The organism is Mycobacterium sp. E3298, assembly GCF_001666895.1.
In the GTDB taxonomy this organism is placed as follows: Bacteria; Actinomycetota; Actinomycetes; order Mycobacteriales; family Mycobacteriaceae; genus Mycobacterium.
Genome location: NZ_LZJB01000379.1, coordinates 1 through 18,421, shown reverse-complemented (window position 1 = coordinate 18,421; position 18,421 = coordinate 1). Strand labels below are relative to the sequence as shown.

At 70.6% G+C, this 18,421-nt stretch carries 7 protein-coding genes and 1 pseudogene; 7 read left to right on the top strand and 1 reads right to left on the bottom strand.

Annotated features, from left to right (window positions below; translation table 11 throughout):
- Positions 1-70: 70 nt before the first annotated feature.
- From A9X05_RS17650 to A9X05_RS17620, 7 genes and pseudogenes are all read left to right on the top strand, one after another.
- Positions 71-3,901: pseudogene (locus A9X05_RS17650) on the top strand (SDR family NAD(P)-dependent oxidoreductase); the annotation flags it as partial.
- Positions 3,901-9,270: a type I polyketide synthase gene (locus A9X05_RS17645; RefSeq protein WP_067783071.1), complete on the top strand. Its 5,370-nt coding sequence runs from the start codon at positions 3,901-3,903 to the stop codon at positions 9,268-9,270. The pseudogene A9X05_RS17650 and the gene A9X05_RS17645, both read left to right, overlap by 1 nt.
- Positions 9,267-13,670, top strand: a complete 4,404-nt coding sequence (locus A9X05_RS17640; RefSeq protein WP_067783068.1) for a type I polyketide synthase — start codon at positions 9,267-9,269, stop codon at positions 13,668-13,670. The genes A9X05_RS17645 and A9X05_RS17640 overlap by 4 nt, the downstream gene beginning before the upstream one ends.
- A 10-nt stretch (positions 13,671-13,680) precedes the next feature.
- Positions 13,681-14,682: a daunorubicin/doxorubicin resistance ABC transporter ATP-binding protein DrrA gene (locus A9X05_RS17635; RefSeq protein ID WP_067890706.1), complete on the top strand. Its 1,002-nt coding sequence runs from the start codon at positions 13,681-13,683 to the stop codon at positions 14,680-14,682.
- Complete coding sequence (locus tag A9X05_RS17630) at positions 14,679-15,494, top strand: ABC transporter permease (protein WP_067749897.1); 816 nt, start codon at positions 14,679-14,681, stop codon at positions 15,492-15,494. The genes A9X05_RS17635 and A9X05_RS17630 overlap by 4 nt, the downstream gene beginning before the upstream one ends.
- Positions 15,491-16,318, top strand: coding sequence for an ABC transporter permease (locus A9X05_RS17625; protein WP_067749895.1), 828 nt, complete (start codon positions 15,491-15,493; stop codon positions 16,316-16,318). Before A9X05_RS17630 ends, A9X05_RS17625 begins: the two co-directional genes overlap by 4 nt.
- An 18-nt stretch (positions 16,319-16,336) precedes the next feature.
- The gene (locus tag A9X05_RS17620) at positions 16,337-17,590 is read left to right on the top strand and encodes an acyltransferase (RefSeq protein ID WP_067749893.1); all 1,254 of its coding nucleotides are present in this window, start codon (positions 16,337-16,339) and stop codon (positions 17,588-17,590) included.
- A gap of 10 nt (positions 17,591-17,600) precedes the next feature.
- Here the strand turns inward: A9X05_RS17620 and A9X05_RS17615 are convergent.
- Positions 17,601-18,421: KR domain-containing protein (locus A9X05_RS17615; RefSeq protein ID WP_156736804.1), on the bottom strand; the 821-nt coding region annotated here is incomplete at its 5' end.

Genomic DNA, 18,421 nt, shown 5'->3' with positions numbered 1-18,421 from the left:
CGCGTCGGCGCCCGGTAGGTCCGCAGCCGGCCGCCGCTGAGCTCGGCGCGGACGTTGCGGGCCACCAGCGCATCCCCCGGGACCGCACCCCCCGCTACCGAAAACGCCGTGGCAGCACACCCGGCACTGGATCTCCCCCACCACCGCCGGCCACCACGCCCCGAACACCCACCCGCTGCTCGGGGCCGGCGTGACCGACCCCACTACCGGCACCCGGATCTGGGAATGCGAGCTCGGCCCCGACCTGCTGTGGCTCGGTGATCACGTCATCGACGATCTCTGCGTCCTGCCGGGTTCGGCCTACGCCGACATCGCGCTGGCCGCGGCGACGGACGCCTTCGGCGGCCCCGAGCACGAACCCTGGATGATCCGCGACCTCAGCCTGGACCACCTGCTGCACGTGGGCGACGGCACCGCGCTGGTGACGACGCTCGCCGGCGACGAGCAGACCTGTCGCGTCGAAATGCGCACGCACAACGCCGCTTCGGGATGGGTCAAACACGCCACCGCCACCCTCACCCGCGAAACCGAACGCGCGCTGCCGTCGCTGCCGGCCGACGAACCCGGCGTGACGGAGCTCGACCCCGACGAGCTGTATGAGCGGCTGCGCGGCGCCGGACAACAGCACGGCCCGGCCTTCCGCGGGATCGTGGGCCTCACCGTCACCCCGTCGGGAGCGGCCCGCGCGGACGTGCGCCTGCCCGCGTCGGCCAGGACCGGATCGCGCAACGTCGTGTTGCATCCGGTCATGATGGACATCGCCGTCCAGGCGCTCGGGGCCACCCGGGCCGCGATCGACCTGGCCGGCGGGCAGAACGCCCGCGAAATCATCGTGTTGCCAGCGCGTTTCGCGGGTGTCCACGTCTACGGCAACGTGGCAGACGGCGTGCGCTCGTTCGGCTCGCTGACCACCACCGGCGACCCCGACCGGCTGGTGGGCCACGTCGTCCTGACGGATCGGGACGGACGACCGCTGCTCGTCGTCGACGAGGTGGAGATGGCGGTGCTTCGATCGGGCCGGGGCACAACGGAACTCGGGAACCGGCTGTTCGCGCTGGAGTGGGAGCTCACCCCACTGGACAAACCGGCCGGCACGCTCGCCGGCGTCCTGCTGATCGGAGACGAGGACGACGCAGACCCGCTGCTCCCCGCGCTGCGGTCGGCGCTGAGCGACGGTGCGGCCGAGGTCGACATGGTTTCCCCGGCCGACCCTGCGGGGCTGCGCGCGGCGATCACCCGAACCCCGTGGGATGCCATCGCCGTGGTCTGTCCGGCACGGGCCGTCGACGAGTCGCTCGCGGACCGCGCCCAACTCGCCCTGGCGCAGGCGCGCACGCTGCTGGTCGCCGGCATCGCGAAGACGGTGACCAGGATGGGCGCCCGGAACAGCCCGCGGCTGTACATCGTCACCCGCGGCGCCCAACAGCTCGGTCCCGCCGATCGGGTCACATTGGCGCAGACGCAACTTCGCGGCATCACCAGGGTGCTGACCTTCGAGCACCCGGAACTCAAGCCGACCCTGATCGACACCGACGCCGACGGCATCGCCTCGGTCGCCGACCTGGCCGCGGAGCTGCTCGCCGGGTCCGACCACGACGAGATCGCGCTGCGCGACTCGCACCGATACGTCAACCGGGTGGTGCCCGCGCCCACCACGGCGACCGGTGACCTCGCCCCCCAGCCGCGCCGCACCGTCGTGGACCTGGACCGCGGGGAAGCTGTCCGGCTGCAGACCGATCAACCCGGACGGCTGGACGCCCTGAACCTCCACGCCGTTAAGCGGATTCCACCCGGGTGCGGCCAGGTGGAAGTCCGCGTCGTCGCCGCGGGCCTCAACTTCAGCGACGTGCTCAAGGCGATGGGCGTCTACCCCGGGCTCGACGGGGCGCCGCCCGTCGTCGGTGGCGAGTGCGTCGGCCTGGTCACCGCCGTCGGCCCCGACGTCGACTCCGTCGAAATCGGCCAGCGCGTGATCGCTTTCGGCCCCGGCACTTTCGCTTCCCACGTGACCACCCTGGCCGACCTCGTCGCGCCCGTCCCCGACGCGCTGCCCGACGGCGAGGCGGCCGCGTTCGGCATCGCCTACCTGACCGCCTGGCATTCCCTGTGCGAGGTCGGGCGGCTGGCCCCCGGCGAACGCGTGCTCATCCACTCCGCCACCGGCGGCGTAGGACTGGCCGCCGTTTCGATCGCCCGGATGCTCGGCGCCCGGATCTACACGACGGCCGGCTCGGACGCCAAACGCGAAATGCTGCGGAGCCTTGGGGTCGAGTACGCCGGCGATTCCCGCAGCGTCGATTTCGCCGACGAGATCCGCGACCTCACCGACGGCTACGGGGTGGACGTCATCCTCAATTCCCTTTCGGGCGAAGCGATTCACCGCGGTGTCAAGCTGCTCGCCCCGGGCGGCCGGTTCATCGAGCTGGGCAAGAAGGACGTGCACGCCGACGCCGGGCTGGGGCTGGCGGCCCTGGCGAAGAGCGCGTCGTTCGCCGTGGTCGACCTGGACCTGAACCTCAAACTGCAACCGGCACGCTACCGTCGCATGCTCGCGGACATCCTGCGGCATGTGGCGGAGGGCCGCCTGCAGGTGCTCCCGGTCACCGAGTTCGGCCTGCAGGACGCCGGCGACGCCTTCGCGCTGATGGCCTCCGGGCGGCACACCGGCAAGATCGTCGTCTCGATCCCGGCCGGCGGCCGCCTCGCCGCGATCGCCGCACCGCCACCGCAACCCCTGGTCAGCCCGGACGGCGGCTACATCATCGTCGGCGGCATGGGTGGCCTCGGCTTCGTCGTCGCGCGCTGGCTGGTCGAGCGCGGCGCGGGACTGGTTGTGCTGAACGGACGTTCGGGCCCCACCGGCGAGGTGGCCGCCACCATCACGGAGCTCAACGCCGCGGGCGGCCGCATCGAGGTGGTTACCGGCGACATCGCCGAGCCGGGCACGGCCGAGCGGCTGGTGCGCGCGGTCGAGGACGCCGGCTTCCGGCCGGCCGGGGTCCTGCACAGCGCCATGGTCCTCGACGACGAGATCGTGTTGAACATGTCGGAGTCGGCCGCCCGGCGCGTATTCACCCCGAAGGTCGCGGGCGGCTGGTTGCTGCATCAGGCCACCGCCCACCTGGACCTCGACTGGTGGCTGGCGTTCTCGTCGGTGGCCTCGCTGCTGGGCGCGCCGGGCCAGGGCTCCTACGCCGCCGCCAACTCGTGGGTCGACGGCCTGGTCGCCCACCGGCGCGCGGCCGGACTGCCCGCGGTCGGAATCAACTGGGGCCCATGGTCGGAGGTGGGCCGCGCCCAATTCTTCGCCGACCTCGGCGTCGCGATGATCACGGTCGAGCAGGGGCTCGAGGCCATGCAGCTGGCGTTGTCGGCCGACCGGGTCCGCACCGGCGTGTTCAGTCTCGACGCCCGGCAGTGGTTCCAATCCTTCCCCGCCGCGGCCGGGTCGTCGTTGTTCGCCAACCTGCAAGACGCGACGGGCGAGCGGCGCGGCGGCGGCGCCATCCGCACCGAACTGGACGCCTTGGACGCCGCCGAGCGCCCCGCCCGCCTCGCCACCGCGATCGCCAACGAGATCCGGGCAGTGCTGCGCTCGACCGAGCCGATCGACCCGGGCCGCCCCATGCAGTCGCTCGGCCTCGACTCGCTGATGGCCCTCGAACTGCGCAACCGGCTCGAATCCAGCCTGGGCACAACGCTGCCGGCCGCCCTTGTGTGGGCGTACCCGACGATCACCGACCTTGCCGGCGCGCTGTGTGAGCGGCTGGGTTACGCGCCGCTCACCGACGGCGACGAACCGTCCGACGGGGACACCGCCCTGTCGGACGAGGAGATGGAATTGCTGTCCGATCTGGTGGCGGCAAGCGAGTTGGAAACCGCAACGGGGGGCAGTGAGTAATGACGAGCATTGCCGAACGCGCAGCGCAGATGTCACCGAAGGCGCGCGAGGTCCTGGCACGTGAGCTTGTCCGCGCGGGAACGGCGTTCCCGACCGACATCGCCGAACCGGTGGCGGTGGTGGGCATCGGTTGCCGGTTGCCCGGCGCCGTCGCCGGGCCGGAGAGCTTCTGGCAACTCCTAGTCGACGGCCGCGACGCCGTCGGCGAGGTACCGGCGGACCGGTGGGACGCCGACGAGTTCTACGACCCCGACCCCCAGGCGCCGGGCCGGATGACGACGAAATGGGGCGGCTTCGTCGACGACGTCTCCGGATTCGACGCCGACTTCTTCGGCATCACCCCCCGCGAAGCGGTCGCGATGGACCCCCAGCAGCGCATGCTCCTCGAGGTAGCCTGGGAAGCGCTCGAACACGCCGGCCTGCCCCCGGATTCGTTGAGCGGCAGCCGAACCGCCGCGCTGATGGGCATCTCGGCATGGGACTACACGATCCTCAACCTCGAGCGGCGCGCCGAGATCGACGCATACATGAGCACCGGGAACCCGCACAGCGCGGCGGTGGGCCGCATCTCCTACCTGTTGGGGCTGCGCGGCCCGGCGGTCGCCGTCGACACGGCGTGTTCGTCGTCGTTGGTGGCGATCCACCTGGCCTGCCAAAGCCTGCGGCTGCGCGAGAGCGACGTCGCCCTCGCGGGCGGGGTGCACCTCTCCCTGTCGCCGTTCACCAGCATCGCGCTGTCAAAATGGTCCGCTTTGTCACCGACGGGCCGCTGCAAGACCTTCGACGCCCTGGCCGACGGGTTCGTGCGCAGCGAGGGCTGCGGGGTGGTGGTGCTCAAGCGGCTGTCCGACGCCACCCGCGACGGCGATCGTGTGCTCGCCGTGGTGCGCGGGTCGGCCATCAACTCCGACGGCCGGTCCAACGGCATGACGGCGCCCAATGCGGCGGCCCAGCGCGACGTGATCACCACCGCGCTGCGGCAGGCCGACGCCACGCCGGACAGCGTCAACTACGTCGAAACCCACGGAACCGGAACGATACTGGGTGACCCCATCGAGTTCGAGGCGCTGGCGGCCACCTACGGACGCGGCGAGGGCGGCTGCGCGCTGGGATCGGTCAAGACCAACCTCGGGCACCTGGAGGCGGCCGCGGGCGTCACCGGATTCATCAAGGCGATCCTGGCGGTGAACCGGGGGCTCATCCCGCCCAACCTGCACTTCACCCGGTGGAACCCGGCGATCGACGCCTCCTCAACGCGGCTGTTCGTGCCGACCGGGCGCACGCCGTGGCCCACGGCGGGCCCGCGCCGGGCGGCGGTGTCGTCGTTCGGCCTGAGCGGAACCAACGCGCATGTGGTGATCGAGCAGGCGCCCGATCAAGCACCGGCGCAGCCGCATCCCGCGCCCGCGTTGTCCACCCTGGTGGTGACGGGGAAGACGCCGCAGCGGCTGGCGTCGATGGCCGCGACGCTGGCCGACTGGCTGGGCGGTCCCGGCGCGGCGACGCCGCTGGCCGATGTCGCGCACACGTTGAGTCATCATCGCGCCCAGCACAACTGGCGCGGAGCCGTCGTCGCCCGCGACACCGCCGCCGCGGTGGCCGGGCTGCGCGACCTGGCCGCCGGCGCGCCGGCGCCGGGCGTGCTCGCTCCCGTCGAGGCCGCCCGGCGCACCGGCACGGTCTTCGTCTACTCCGGCCAGGGCGCGCAGTGGGCCGGCATGGGCCGCCGCCTGCTGGCCGACGAGCCCGCCTTCGCGGCCGCGATCGCCGAACTCGAACCCGACTTCGTTGCCCAGACCGGGTTTTCGCTGCAGCGGACCCTGGCCGACGGTCAGCCGGTGGTCGGCATCCAGAACATTCAGCCCGTGCTGGTGGCCATTCAGCTCGCGCTCACCGCGCTGTGGCGCGACTACGGGATCGAGCCCGACGCGGTGATCGGGCACTCGATGGGCGAGGTCTCGGCCGCCGTGGTGTCCGGCGCGCTCACGCCGGCCGAAGGGCTGCGGGTGATCGCCACCCGGTCGGCGCTGATGGCCCGGTTGTCGGGCCAGGGCGCGATGGCGCTGCTCGAACTCGACGCCGAGGCGACCGGAGAACTGATCACCGACTACCCCCAGGTGACGCTCGCCGTGCACGCCTCACCGCACCAATCGGTCATCGCCGGGCCGCCCGAACAGGTGGACGCGGTCATCGCGGCCGTCGTCGCCCGAAACCTGCTCGCGCGGCGGATCGAGGTCGACGTCGCCTCGCACCACCCGATCGTCGACCCGATCCTGCCCGAACTACGTTCTGCGCTTTCCGATTTGGAACCCAAGGCGCCGGCCATCCCAATGCTCAGCACGACCACGGAAGGGCCCACGCCGCTGCCCGACGCCGATTACTGGGCCGCCAACCTGCGCAACCCGGTGCGCTTCCACCAGGCCGTCAGCCGGGCCGGCGCCGACCGGCACACCTTCGTCGAGATCAGCCCCCACCCGCTGCTCACCCACGCCATCGCCGACACGCTGGGGGCCGAAGCCCGCCACGTCATCGGCACGCTGCACCGCGACACCGACGACACCACCAGCTTCCACACCCAGCTGGCCGCCGTCGCGCAAACCCCGCCCGGCGCCGACCACGGCCGTCTGGCCGACATCCCGGTGACGCCCTGGCGGCACACCCAATTCTGGGTCGCCGACCGGTCCGCGATGTCGGAGTCGGTCGCAGCCCACCCACTGCTGGGCGCGCACATCGAGGTTCCGTCCAGCCGCGACCACGTGTGGCGGGCCGACACCGGCACCGCGGTCTCCCCCTGGCTCGCCGACCACAAGGTGTTCGGTCAGGCCGTCATGCCCGGCGCGGCGTTCGCCGAAATCGCCTTGGCCGCTGCCAGTGAAGCGCTGGGCGTGCCGGTTGCGGGCATCTCGATCAACCAGCTCGAGGTCGAGCAGATGCTCACCCTCGGCGACCACACCCAGCTGACCACCCAGCTGACCCGCGGAGCAGACGACAAGACCCGCATCGAGATCTACTCGCGGTCGTCCGGCGGCTGGGTCAGACACGCCACCGCCAGGGCCGAGCTGCGGACGTCGGACGCCCGCCCCGACCGGCCCGCGCCCCCCGGGCACGGCGACACCGAGATCAAACCGGCCGACCTGTACGGCGTGCTGCGCCACGCCGGCCAGTACCACGGCCCCGCCTTCGCTGCGCTCGCCACCATCCACCGGATGCCCGGCGGGTTCGTCGAATCGGAAATCATCCTCCCGGACGAGGCGCCGCGGCATCCCGCGTTCCGGCTGCACCCCGTCATGCTGGACGCCGCGCTGCAGAGCCTGGCCGCCGCGATGCCGGACGACGAACTCGCCGGGTCCGCCGAAGCCAGTTACCTGCCGGTGTCCTTCGACGCCATCCGGGTCTCGGGCGACCCCGGCCGGCGCGCCCGCTGCCGGGTCCAGCTGACCAACCTCGACGAGGGCGGCGTGGGCAAGCTGGGCAGAATCGTGTTGACCGACGACGCCGGAACGGTCACCGCGGAGATCAACGACATCTACCTGCGCCGCGTCGAGCGGCGCAGCGTGCCACTTCCCCTGTCGCAGAAGGTATTCGACACCACCTGGGTGTCCCGGCCGATCGCGGCCGCCGGCTCCGACGCCCCCGGCAGCTGGCTGGTGCTCGCCGCCGCCGAAACCCGCGAGGGTGCGGCGGCGTTCGCCACGGGCTGGCGCTCACCGGCGCGCCGGGTGGTCACCGCCGACCTGTACGACGAGTCCGCCATCCTGTCCGCATTCGCCGACGCGGCCGGCGATCCCGAGCGCCCACCCGTCGGCGTGGTCGTGTTCGTGGCCCCCAACCCTGGCGTCGGCGACGACGGCATAAGCCGGGCGCGGGAAACGGTCTGGGCGGTCTCGACCGTCATCCGCGCGATCGTCGGCGGCTGGCACGGTCGATCGCCGCGGCTCTGGCTGGTCACCCAGGGCGGCCTGGCGGTGCACGAGGAGGCAGGCCAGCCCGGGGTCGGCGCGCTCAAGGGACTGGTGCGGGTGCTGGCCTACGAGCACCCCGAGCTGCGGAGCACGCTGGTCGACCTCGACGGCGATCCCGCGATAGCGCTCAACGCCGAACTGTCCGAGGCGGTTTCGGGGCAGGTCGACGACGTGGTCGCGTGGCGCGGCGGGCAGCGTTACACGGAACGCCTCACCCGGGCGGCCATCGGCGAACGCACCACAGGGGACGTCGTCCGGCGGGGAGCGTCCTACATCGTCACCGGTGGACTCGGTGGCCTCGGCCTCGTCATGGCGCGATGGCTGGTGGACAGCGGCGCCGCGCGACTCGTCCTCAACGGGCGCAGCGAACCGTCGGAGCAGCAGCGCGCGGTCCTGGCCGAACTGGAGCGCACCGCCGAGATCGTCGTGGTGACCGGCGACATCGCGACCGAAGGCGTCGCCCAGAAACTGGTGACCGCCGCCGGCGAATCTAACCTGCGCGGCGTCCTGCACGCGGCCGCCGTGCTCGACGACAGCCTGGTGTTCTCGATGACCAGGGAGAGCGTCGAACGGGTGTGGGCGCCCAAGGTCACCGGGGCGCTGCGACTGCATCAGGCCAGCGCCAGTTGCGACTTGGACTGGTGGCTCGGGTTTTCGTCCACCGCCTCGATGCTGGGCGGCCCGGGGCAGGCCTCGTACGCGTGCGCGAGTGCCTGGCTGGACGCCCTGGTCGACTGGCGGCGGGCGGCGGGCCTGCCCGCCGCGGTGATCAACTGGGGCCCGTGGGCAGAGGTCGGGCTCGCCCGCACGCTCGCCGGCGGCGCGCTCGATCCCATCACTCCCGCCGAGGGCGCCGCGGCGATGGAGCCGCTGCTGGCCAGCGGCAGATGCCACACCGGCGTCGGCCGGCTGCGGCCCGACCGGGCGCTCATCGCCTTCCCCGAAATCCGCGAACTCGGCTACTTCACCAACGTGGTCGCCGAACTGGAGGCCGCGGGCGACGGCGGCGACTGGGCGGGCCCCGAGGCGCTGGACGGGCTGGAATCCGGTGCGGCGCAAGCGCTGATGACCGATCGGCTGCGGGCACGCATCGCCGCGGTCATGGGTTACGCGGATCGATCGGCCGTCGATCCGAATGTTCCCCTCATCGAGCTCGGGATGGATTCCCTGATGGCGGTGCGCATCCGGAATTCGGCACGCGCGGACTTCGGGGTCGAGCCGCCGGTGGCACTCCTGTTGCAAGGGGCGTCGCTGCACGACCTCACGGCCGACCTGGTCCGCCAGCTCGGCCTGGCCGGCGATGCACAGGCACTCGAGCAGGAAGACGCGGTTCGCGACCGGGCGCAGCAGCGCGCGGCCGCGCGCCAACAAGCCGCACTGCGGCGGAAGCGAGGACACCAAGCATGAGCACGACCTCGACGGAGTTGCCGCCCAACGTGATCGCGGTGGTCGGCATGGCCGGACGATTCCCCGGCGCCAACGACGTGTCGGCGTTCTGGGACAACCTGCGCCACGGCAAGGAGTCCATCACCACGCTGTCCGAGCAGGAGCTCAAAGCCGCCGGGGTCGGCGACGACGTGCTGGCGAACCCGGCGTATGTGCGGCGCGCACCGATCGTCGACGGGGTCGACGAATTCGACGCCGAATTCTTCGGCTTTCCGCCCCAGCTCGCCCGGATGCTGGACCCGCAGCACCGGTTGTTCCTGCAGTGCGCGTGGCACGCGTTCGAGGACGCCGGCTGCGACCCCGCCCGGTTCGACGGTTCGATCGGCGTGTACGGGACCAGCTCGCCCAGTGGCTATCTCCTGCACAATCTTTCGTCACATCGCGCCCAGGACGCCTTCATGGGGACGGGTCTGAACTTCGAGCAGTTCAACCTGTTCCTGCAGAACGACAAGGACTTTCTCGCCACCCGGGTGTCCCATCAGTTCGATCTGCGCGGCCCGAGCATCACGGTCCAGACCGCGTGCTCGTCCTCGTTGGTCGCGGTCCATCTCGCGTGCCAGAGCCTGCTCAGCGGGGAATGCGACCTGGCCCTCGCGGGTGGGGTGTCGCTGTCGGTCCCCCACCATGTGGGGTACTGGAATTCGCCGGGCTCCATGGTGTCCGCGGTCGGCCATTGCCGACCCTTCGACGTGCGGGCCGACGGCACCGTCTTCGGCAGCGGCGTGGCCATCGTGGCCCTCAAGCCCCTGCAGGCCGCCCTCGACGCCGGTGACCGCATTCACGCCGTCATCCGCGGATCGGCGATCAACAACGACGGATCGATGAAAATGGGCTACGCGGCACCGAATCCGGCCGCCCAGGCCGACGTGATCGCGGAAGCCCACGCGGTGGCCGGCGTCGACGCGTCGACCGTGAGCTATGTCGAGACACACGGGACCGGCACGCCGCTCGGCGATCCCATCGAGGTCCAGGGTCTGCGCTCCGCGTTCGCCGTGTCGCAGGCGCCCCGGCCCGGCCCCTGCGTGCTCGGGTCGGTCAAGTCGAACATCGGCCACCTGGAGGTGGCGGCCGGCGTGGTGGGCCTGATCAAAACCATTCTGTGCCTGAAGAACAAGGCGATCCCCGGGACGCTGCACTTCACCAGCCCGAACCCAGAGCTGCACCTCGACGAGACCCCGTTCACGGTGCGCAGCACCTACGGGGCGTGGGATTCCGAAGGTGCGCGGCGGGCCGGCGTCAGTTCGTTCGGGGTGGGCGGCACCAACGTCCACGTCGTGGTCGAGGAGGCGCCCCACGTTCCGGACCGCGCCGCGCCACCCGGTCCCCAGGTGCTGCTGCTGTCGGCGCAAACCACGGCGGCGCTTGAGCAGTCGCGCGCCGCACTGGCCGACGCGTTGGCCGGCCCGGACGGTCCCGAGCCGGCCGACGTCGCCCACACCCTCGCCGGACGCCGCAAGCACCGCCTCACCATGGCGGCCGTGGTGCACGACCGCGATCATGCAGCCACCGTGCTGCGGGCCGCCGAACACGACAACGTCTTCGTCGGCGAATCCCTCGCCGGCGGCGAAAACCCCGCGGGGCGGGTGGTGTTCATGTTCCCGGGGCAGGGCGCCCAGCACGTCGGCATGGCCAGGGGCCTCTACGACACGGAGCCCGCGTTCGCCGAACACTTCGACGCCTGCGTCGCGGGATTCGGCGATGAGATGGGCATCGACCTGAAGGCGTTGATATTCGGTGACGCCGCAACCGACCTGGAGCGCATCGACCGCTCCCAGCCCGCCCTGTTCACGGTGGAATACGCGCTGGCGCGGTTGGCCGAACACTACGGGCTGCGTGCCGGGGCGTACATCGGTTACAGCACGGGTGAGTACATCGCGGCCACGCTGGCCGGGGTGTTCGGCCTCGAGACGGCGATCACGCTGGTGGCCTTGCGCGCCCGCCTGATGCACGAGTCCCCGCCCGGTTCGATGGTCGCCGTCGCGCTGGGCCCCGACGACATCGCTCCCTACCTCACCCCGGGCGTCGAGCTTTCCGCGGTCAACGATCCCGGCAACTGCGTCGTCGCCGGGGCAGGCGACGAGATCCGCGCGTTCACCCAGCGGCTCCGCGAGGCGGGCATCACCGCCCGGCGCGTGCGGGCGACACACGCATTCCATTCCAGCGCAATGGATTCGATGGCGGCTGAATTTCAGCAGTTCCTGTCCGGCGTCGAGCTGCGCCGCCCCGACACGCCGCTGCTCAGCAACCTCACCGGGACCTGGATGTCGGACGAGCAGATCACCGACCCGGCCAGCTGGGCCCGCCAGATCAGTTCCACGATCCGGTTCGCCGACGAGCTCGACGTGCTCTTGAGCGATCCGGGCCGCGTGCTCGTCGAGGTCGGTCCCGGCGGCAGCCTGACGGGCTCGGCGATGCGGCATCCGAAGTGGTCGAGTGGCCACCGCGCGGTTCGCCTGATGCGACATCCGATTCAGAACGTCGACGACCGGGACACCTTCCTGCTCGGGCTCGGCCAACTGTGGGCGGCCGGTGTGCCCGTCGATTGGGAACCGCTGACCGGGCCGACGCCCAGGCTGGTCTCCCTGCCCGGTTACGCCTTTGCCCGCGAACGGCATTGGGTCGACGCGAAACCCCTCGCCTGGCTCGACCGGTCCACCGAGACTCCCGAAGCCCCGGGCGCTGCCGCCAACAGCGCCGATCCGTCCACGAACGGGCATCAATCGCACACCGAGGCGACGCTGCGGCAGATCTGGATGCAATGCCTGGGCCTGAACTCGATCGGCCGCAACGACAACTTCTTCGACCTCGGCGGCGACTCCCTGATCTCGATCGGCATCGCGACCAACGCCGGCAACGCCGGGCTGGATGTCACGCCCCAGGATCTCTACGGCAACCCGACATTGGCCACCCTGGCGGCCCACGTCGACGCCAAATACGCGGCGGGCTCGCTGGCGAAAGCGCCCGACGCCGCGTCCCGTCCGGCCGTTCCTCCGAACGTCGCGCAGTTCCTCGAGAGCGGCGTGCGGCGGGCGGGGCGCTGGCGCGTGCCGTTGATCCTGCGCCTCGATCCGACGGTCAGCCTCGACGACATCCGGGCGGTGCTGACCGCCGTGACCAACCACCACGACGCGTTGCGGCTACAGCTCGTCGAGCACGCCGGGACCTGGGTCCAGTGCGTCACGGAAGCAGCCGAATTCGATCATCTGTCGTCGCGGACGCTGCCCGGCACCGATGCCGACACGCAGCGGGCGGCGGTGCTCGACGTCGTGGCCGAGCTCACGGCACAGGACGACCTCGCCGCGCCGTTGACCGCCAGCCTCCTCTCTGGCCCCGGCGACGCGCGCTACCTGACGTTGTCGCTGCACGAGGCCGTCGCCGACACCGCCTCCCGCGAGATCCTGGTCGCCGACATCTTCACCGCATTCACGCAACGGCTGGCGGGAGAGGACTTCTCGCTGCCGCCGACCACCACCTCGTGGCGGGACTGGTCGCTGCGCGTCGCCGGCCTCGCCACCCACCCCGCGGTCCTCGATACGAGCGACTTCTGGCTGGAGAGCTCGGGCCGCGCGACGCTGCGGCCGGCGGACCCGGAAGTCACCGACCGGCCCCTGGGCGACGACCTGGCCAAGGTGCCGTCGGCGCTCACCGTCGAGCAGACCTCCGAGGTCGACGATTTGCGGCGCGCGCTCGGCTGGTCGATCGACGAGATCCTGCTCGCGGCGCTCGGCAGGACCATCGCCGAGACGATCGGCACCGGCGTCCTCGCCGTCGACCTGGAGGGGGCGGGCCGTTCGGTGTTGCGGCCGGACGTGGACCTGCGCAGGACCGTCGGCCGGTTCACCACGATCTATCCGGTGCCGCTTCGCTGCGCGACGAGCGACGACACCGGCGCGAGCGAACTGCTGACCGACGTGCGCGACACCCTCAAATCCGTTCCGCACCATGGGATCGGATACGGGCTGCTGCGGCACCTCTACGCGCCCACCGCACGCGCACTCTCGGCCGTGCCGCCCGCCGACGTCCACTTCCGGTACGTCGGCATGATCCCCGAATTGCCGCCCATCGGCGCGCCGGTGCAATTCGACTCGGACGCGGCCATGCCGGTGCGCGACACGATCCCGGGCCTGGGCCATGCCATCGAGCTTCGGGTGTACCGCCACTCCGGCGTGCTGCACCTCGACTGGTGGTACGACACCCGCCGGGTGCAGGGCGCGCGCGCCGAAGCGCTGGCGCGGCGCTTCCCATTGGCGCTGCGGGAGCTGATCGGGGACGCCATGTCCGCCGCTTCCGGCGACGGCGACCTCGGCTCGCAGCAGGTGGAGTTGGCGTTGGTGGACTTGTCGGCCCTGGATGCGAGCTGAGGGGGGGCCGGTGAATCACGCACGCAGAGCGACGGACAAGGCGGTCGTCGTCGACAAGGTCCGCAAGACCTTCGGCGATTTCGTGGCCTTGCACGAGGTCAGCTTCGAAGTCGGCCGGGGCGAGGTGCTCGGTCTGCTCGGCCCGAACGGCGCGGGCAAGACGACGCTCGTCGACATCCTGTCGACCCTGAGCCGGCCGGACAGCGGCCGCGCCGTGGTCGCCGGCTACGACGTCGTCCGGGAACCGGCCGGTGTCCGCCAGGCCATCATGCTCACCGGGCAGCAAGTCGCGATCGACGACATGCTCACCGGCGGCGAGAATCTGGTGATGTTCGGTCGGCTGTTCGGCTTGAGCAAGTCGGCGGCCCGCGCCCGCGCCAAGCAACTCATCGACGAATTCGATCTGGCATACGCCGCCGACCGCCGGGTGAAGACCTACTCCGGCGGCATGCGCCGCCGGATCGACATCGCCTGTGGCCTGGTGGTCCGGCCCCAGGTGGTGTTCCTCGACGAGCCCACCACCGGCCTGGATCCGCGTAGCAGGCAGAGCATTTGGGACCTGGTCGGCAAGTTCAAGGACATGGGCGTCGCCACGCTGTTGACGACGCAGTATCTCGAGGAGGCGGACGCGCTGGCCGACCGGATCGTCGTCATCGACCACGGACGGGTTATCGCCGAGGGGACGGCCGACGAGCTCAAGGAGCGCACCGGCGGCAGCTATTGCGAAATCGTGCCGCGGCGCCTCGCGGATCTGCGGGTGATCGCCGACGTGCTCGGCCCGTTGCTGCCGGAGAAGATCAGGGCCACCCTGACGCCCGATTCGGATCGAATCGCGATCCCCGCCCCGGACGGCGCCAACACGCTCGTCGAGGCCGTCGGGCGATTGGCCGCCGCCAACATCGAGGTGGCTGACGTGGCTCTGCGGCGACCTTCGCTCGACGACGTATTCCTCGCGCTGACAGACGAATCCCCCGCCGCGCGCACCCCCGTCGCTACCCGGGCCGTCGGGTGACCGCCACCGCGACCACCGAGCGGCACCTGTCCACGCTGACGCAGTGGTGGGTCCTCACCGTCCGCTTCATCGCACCGACGCTGCGCAACGGAGAGCTGCTCGTGACCGTCGCGTCGTCGGTCGTTTTCACCGCCGGCTTTTACATCCCGCTGCATCAGATCATGGGCACCGCGACCAAGGGACTGTCCAGCAGCTACGCGCAATACGTGATGCCGCTGATCGCGCTGCAGGCGATCACCTTCGCCGCGATGTCGACGGCGTTTCGGGCCGCGACCGATTCGGTGCAGGGCATCAACCGCCGGTTCCGGTCCATGCCGATGGCCCCGTTCGCCCCGGTGGGAGCCCGCGTCTCGGCCGCGGTGTACCGGTGCACGGTTTCGGTGGCGGTGGCGGTGGTCTGTGGCTACGTGATCGGATTCCGGTTCCACCGGTCGGCGATCTACGTCGTCGCCTTCTGCCTGTTGGTGGTGGCGATCGGGTCGATGCTGTCCTTCGCGGCGGACCTGGTGGGCACCGGGACGCGCAACCCGGAGGCCATGACACCGCTGCTCATCCTGCCGCCGCTGATCTTCGGACTGCTGTCCACCGGAGTCCAACCGGCGCAGCAGTTTCCGCACTGGATCCAGCCGATCGTCCGCAACCAGCCGGTGTCCCAGTTCGTGATCGCCCTGCGCGCCCTGGCCGGGGACGCCGCCCCGTACGGAGGGTCGGTGACGTGGCCGGTGCTGGCGCCGACGCTGGCGTGGTTGTCCGGGTTGACGGCGCTGCTGATACCGGCATCGGCGATCGTTCTGGCCAGGCGGGCGCGATGACCCTGGTCCACGAAGCCACCGATCCGGTCGTCGAACGGCGCCGTCACCACGAGGACTCGCCGCGGGCGCTGGCGACCCAGACGTGGGTCCAGACGCGGCGGATCCTGCTGCGCTGGGCGCGCGACCTGACGGCGGTGATCGAGGCGCTGGTGTTGCCCGTCCTATTCCTGCTGACGCTGAACATCATTCTGGGCAACGTCATTTCGCAGGTCACCGGTCACAGCGCGCTGTACGGCACGGTTCCGCTGAACGCGCTCGCCGCCACGATCAACGGCGCGGCGATCGGGGCGATCGGCCTCATCGGGGAACGCTCCGACGGGCTGCTGCGCCGGCTATGGGTGGTGCCGGTGCACCGCGCGTCCGGTGTGCTCTCGCGCATCGCCGCCGAAATGATTCGGATCATGATCACCACGCTGGTCGTGCTGGGCGTCGGAATGCTGCTGGGTTTCCGCTTCCGGCAGGGTTTCCTCGCCAGCCTGACCTGGTTCGTCGTCCCGCTGATATTCGGGCTGGCGTTCGCGACCCTGATCACGATGGCGGCGTTGTACACCGCGAACAACTTTCTGCTCGAGACGGTCACTCTCCTGCACGTTCTGGCCGTCGTCTTCTCGACCGGCTTCCTGCCGGTGGACCAATTCCCGAAGTGGATACAGCCGGTGGTCGCCCACCAGCCGATGAGCTACGCGATCGAAGCCATGCGTGGCCTGTCGCTGGGCGGCCCGGTGCGGTGGCCGATGATCGCCACGCTGTTGTGGGCGGGCGGCATCACCGCCGTGTGCATCGTGCCGACGCTGGTCGGCTATCGACGGGCCAGCACGAGCTGACAAGGGGGTAGTGGGACAATGTTTCCCGGATCCGTGATCCGAAGGCTGACGCGCAGCGAAGAGGTCTTCGCGGTCAACGAAACCTATTTTGCATTCACCGCTTTCATCATCGGTCCCGTCGACCTCGACGCGATGGCCGACGCCTTCGACGCGCTGCTCGAGTCCCATCCGGTGTTCACCGGCCGGCTGGAACAGGGCGACGACGGCCGCTACCAGATCGTCGCGGAAGACCTGATGCACCCGGGCATCTGGGTGATCGAGGGTGACGCCGATCCGGCATCGGCCGGCATGCGGCTCGACCAGACGCAAACCTTGCTCAATCTCCGGTTGAAGCGCAGCGGCGAGCGCACCGAACTGACCCTGTACACCCATCACAGCCTCGCGGACGCCCATCATGCGTTCGGTCTGCTCGAGGAGCTGTTCTCCCTCTACACCGATGTCGTGACCACCGGCGCACCGCCCCCGATCACACCGCAGCCCGCGCCAGAATCGCTGGAGCTGTTGCTCGAACAGCGTGGCGTGACAAAGCAGCAGCGCTCCGGGCTGGAGAAGCTGTTCAAGGCGATGTTCGCCTACGACCTGCCGGCGCAGGAGAGGCCGCCGGCGATGCCGGATCCGGATGCGATCCAACCCATTCCGATCGCGCGGATCCAGTTCACCGAAGAGGAGACGGCGGAGCTGGTGGAGTTCGGGCTGGCCAATCAGCTCAGCCTCAACTCCGTCGTGGCGGCGGCGATTCTGCTGGCCGAGTGGGAAATGCGCGGCACCCCGCACATTCCGATTCCCTACATCTATCCGGTCGACCTGCGTTACCTGCTGTCACCCCCGGTGAGTCTCACCGGCAGCACGCTGCCGCTGGGCGTGGCCACCTATCTCGCCGAGATCAGGGCCGACACCGATCTGGTCGATCTGGCTCGCGGGATCGTCGAGTCCTTCCGGACCGACCTGTCGGACGGCGTGATCCAGCAATCGGCGATGCATTTCAACCTGCAGTATCAGGGCACCCCGGCCGGGCTCCCTCCGGTGGTGCTGTGCACCGACACCGGCACCATCCCCCCGCTGCGGGTTCCCGAAGAGATCGAGCTCGAGGACTTTCAGAGCGAGCTCTACTTCCCCACCCGCGCGCCCGTCGACCTCTACAGCGTCGGAACCTTCGCCAACCGGCTGTTCATCGAACACCACGCACACCTGCCCGGGCGCGAAAAGACTTTGGAGGCAATCCATTCGCGGCTGTGCTCGCTGGTCGACGAGGACAGCTGGGTCATGGAGTGAACCGGCGCCGTCACGATGCCGCGACGGCGCCCTCCCCTTCGGCCACCAGCGTCTCGGTCAGGTGCAGGCTCAGCGAACGCGCGGAGTTGTAGGTCGCCACGACCTTGGGGGTGATCCGTATCCCCGTCTCGGCCTCGATGCGGGTCCGCAGCTCGAGGTTGCCCAGCGAGTCCAGGCCGTGATCGGCGAACGCGCGGTCGGGATCGATCGCGCGCCGCAGGATCAGCCCCGTCTGCTCGGTGATCAGGCGCCGCAGCCGGGCCGGCCATTCGTCGGGCGGCAGCGCCCGCAATTCTGCGCGCAGCGTGGCGCCCTCGCCGCCGTGCTGTTCCCCTGCGGCCTGGAAGGCCTCGGCGAAGGGGCTGCGCGCCACCAGCGCGGCCAGCCACGGCGCGCCCGTCGTCGGGACGTAACCGGTGTAGCCGCGGTCGTACCGGAGCAGCGTCTCGAACGCGCGCGCGCCCTCGTCCGGGGCAATCATGGTGGTGCGGCCCCCGGCCGCCAGGAAGGTCGCGCGGCCGATCTCGCCCCACGCCCCCCACGCGATCGTGGTGGCGGGCAGGCCCTGGCCGCGGCGCCAATGGGTGAACGCGTCCAGCCAGCTGGAGGCCGCGGCGTAGGCGCCCTGGCCAGCGGAGCCGAAGAGCGCGGCCACCGACGAGAAGCAGCAGAACCAGTCCAGCGGCTGTCCCGTTGTCGCGTGATGTAAATTCCACACGCCGTTGACCTTTGGCGCCCAGTCCTTGTCGATCAGCTCGTCGGTGATGTTGGCGAGCACGGCGTCCTCGACCACCGCGGCGGCATGCAGCACCCCGCGCAGCGCTAGTCCGG

Excerpts from the sequence above, each read along its gene's own strand:
- A9X05_RS17620 (WP_067749893.1), top strand. The coding sequence starts at position 16,337 with ATGTTTCCCGGATCCGTGATCCGAAGGCTGACGCGCAGCGAAGAGGTC.
- A9X05_RS17640 (WP_067783068.1), top strand. The coding sequence starts at position 9,267 with ATGAGCACGACCTCGACGGAGTTGCCGCCCAACGTGATCGCGGTGGTC.
- A9X05_RS17645 (WP_067783071.1), top strand. The coding sequence starts at position 3,901 with ATGACGAGCATTGCCGAACGCGCAGCGCAGATGTCACCGAAGGCGCGC.
- A9X05_RS17625 (WP_067749895.1), top strand. The coding sequence starts at position 15,491 with ATGACCCTGGTCCACGAAGCCACCGATCCGGTCGTCGAACGGCGCCGT.